The sequence below is a fragment of the Aequorivita marina genome (assembly GCF_031631895.2).
In the GTDB taxonomy this organism is placed as follows: Bacteria; Bacteroidota; Bacteroidia; order Flavobacteriales; family Flavobacteriaceae; genus Aequorivita; species Aequorivita marina.
In genome coordinates this window covers 1-2,500 of the sequence record NZ_JAVMBW020000007.1, presented here as the reverse complement: position 1 = coordinate 2,500, position 2,500 = coordinate 1, and the positions used below count along the sequence as shown (strand labels likewise).

The window sequence follows — 2,500 nt, the reverse complement described above, 5'->3', positions numbered from 1 at the left end:
TTCGCAGCTTATCACGTCCTTCTTCGCCTCTGAGAGCCTAGGCATTCCCCATACGCTCTTATTTTGCTTATTGTACTTTTTTGCTCTTTAATGAGTTATTCAAAATTTTCGTACACCTATAAAAAGTGTACAAGTATTATTACTTTTCTCGTATTCTTTGTTTCCAATATGTCAATGAACGGTCTGGATCCTCGTGTCTCTCAGGCCCGGATAACGGGCAGCTAATGAAAAACAACGATTGTTGTCCGTGGTGGAGAATATCGGAGTCGAACCGATTAACTTCCCGAAGCTAGTTCGGGACGCTCTAGCCCCATAATATGGCTAAAACTCTGTTTCAATATGTAATGAACATTTCATCCTATTAAAGATGAGTTCCCTACTTCCGTAGGAAAAGTTGTGGAGAATATCGGTCCCGATAACTATCGGGACGAACCGATGGCCTAAACCATCTTCTTTCCACTCTTGGTGGAGAATATCGGAGTCGAACCGATGACCTCCTGCGTGCAAGGCAGGCGCTCTAGCCAGCTGAGCTAATTCCCCATTTCTTGAAATTCAGAATTGTGAATTCAGAATTACGAATAATGAAGTAATCTCGCTTCAACTTCTAAAATTTCCTTTCAATATGTGTTAATGAACTTTTTTCAACTCTAAACTCAGAAACTCTGAACTCATAACTTGAAATTGTAGTCTCAGGCAGACTCGAACTGCCGACCTCTACTCCCGATAACTATCGGGACAGTGTAGCGCTCAACAAATGAACTTACCTTCTCCTATCTTGTAGTCTCAGGCAGACTCGAACTGCCGACCTCTACATTATCAGTGTAGCGCTCTAACCAGCTGAGCTATGAGACTGTCTCATAGATATTAGATTTTAGACTTGAGATTTTAGACTCCAGCCACCATAATACTAGGTGCTTTTGGTCTCACATCTCATATCTGACATCTCATATATCTAATCTATATTATAAAATTGACAGCTAAACCAAGCAAGACTCCGTTGTTTTTCAATATAAGAGTGTCTCTTTGTTGAATTTCGGTCGTCTTTCTCTAGAAAGGAGGTGTTCCAGCCGCACCTTCCGGTACGGCTACCTTGTTACGACTTAGCCCCAGTTACCAGCTTCACCCTAGTCCGCTCCTTGCGGTGACGGGCTTCAGGTGCTTCCGGCTTCCATGGCTTGACGGGCGGTGTGTACAAGGCCCGGGAACGTATTCACCGGATCATGGCTGATATCCGATTACTAGCGATTCCAGCTTCACGGGGTCGAGTTGCAGACCCCGATCCGAACTGAGACAGGTTTTGTGGATTCGCTCCTGCTTGCGCAGTGGCTGCCCATTGTACCTGCCATTGTAGCACGTGTGTGGCCCAGGACGTAAGGGCCGTGATGATTTGACGTCATCCCCACCTTCCTCACGGTTTGCACCGGCAGTCTGGCTAGAGTTCCCGACATTACTCGCTGGCAACTAACCACAGGGGTTGCGCTCGTTATAGGACTTAACCTGACACCTCACGGCACGAGCTGACGACAACCATGCAGCACCTTGCAATCTGTCCGAAGAAAAGGGTGTTTCCACCCCTGTCAGACTGCATTTAAGCCCTGGTAAGGTTCCTCGCGTATCATCGAATTAAACCACATGCTCCACCGCTTGTGCGGGCCCCCGTCAATTCCTTTGAGTTTCATTCTTGCGAACGTACTCCCCAGGTGGGATACTTATCACTTTCGCTTGGCCACCCAGCACACCAATGTGCACCGGACAGCTAGTATCCATCGTTTACGGCGTGGACTACCAGGGTATCTAATCCTGTTCGCTCCCCACGCTTTCGTCCATCAGCGTCAATGCGTTGTTAGTGACCTGCCTTCGCAATCGGTATTCTATGTGATATCTATGCATTTCACCGCTACACCACATATTCTAGCCACTTCACAACCATTCAAGACAACCAGTATCAATGGCATTTCTACAGTTGAGCTGCAGACTTTCACCACTGACTTAGCTGCCCGCCTACGGACCCTTTAAACCCAATGATTCCGGATAACGCTTGGATCCTCCGTATTACCGCGGCTGCTGGCACGGAGTTAGCCGATCCTTATTCGCAGAGTACCGTCAAACCCCCACACGTGGGGGTGTTTCTTCCTCTGTAAAAGCAGTTTACAACCCATAGGGCCGTCTTCCTGCACGCGGCATGGCTGGATCAGGCTCTCGCCCATTGTCCAATATTCCTCACTGCTGCCTCCCGTAGGAGTCTGGTCCGTGTCTCAGTACCAGTGTGGGGGATCCCCCTCTCAGGGCCCCTACCCATCGTAGCCATGGTAAGCCGTTACCTTACCATCAAGCTAATGGGACGCATGGTCATCTTGTACCGATAAATCTTTAATTACAAAACAATGCCGTCTCGTAATACTATGGGGCATTAATCCAAGTTTCCCTGGGCTATTCCCCTGTACAAGGCAGATTCCATACGCGTTACTCACCCGTGCGCCGGTCTCAATAAAGGCAAGCC

The 2,500-nt window shown here is 48.1% G+C and carries 2 tRNA genes and 2 rRNA genes (1 of these 4 cut by a window edge); all 4 read right to left on the bottom strand.

What is annotated here, in order from left to right:
* Nucleotides 1-73, bottom strand: a 23S ribosomal RNA gene (locus QPK98_RS09440) (it extends 2,753 nt beyond the left edge of the window).
* A gap of 390 nt (nt 74-463) precedes the next feature.
* Nucleotides 464-540 (bottom strand) — tRNA-Ala (locus tag QPK98_RS09435).
* Between the two features lie 238 nt (nt 541-778).
* Nucleotides 779-852: transfer RNA gene (locus QPK98_RS09430), tRNA-Ile, on the bottom strand.
* Nucleotides 853-1,051: 199 nt separating this feature from the next.
* Nucleotides 1,052-2,500, bottom strand: a 16S ribosomal RNA gene (locus QPK98_RS09425); the annotation flags it as partial.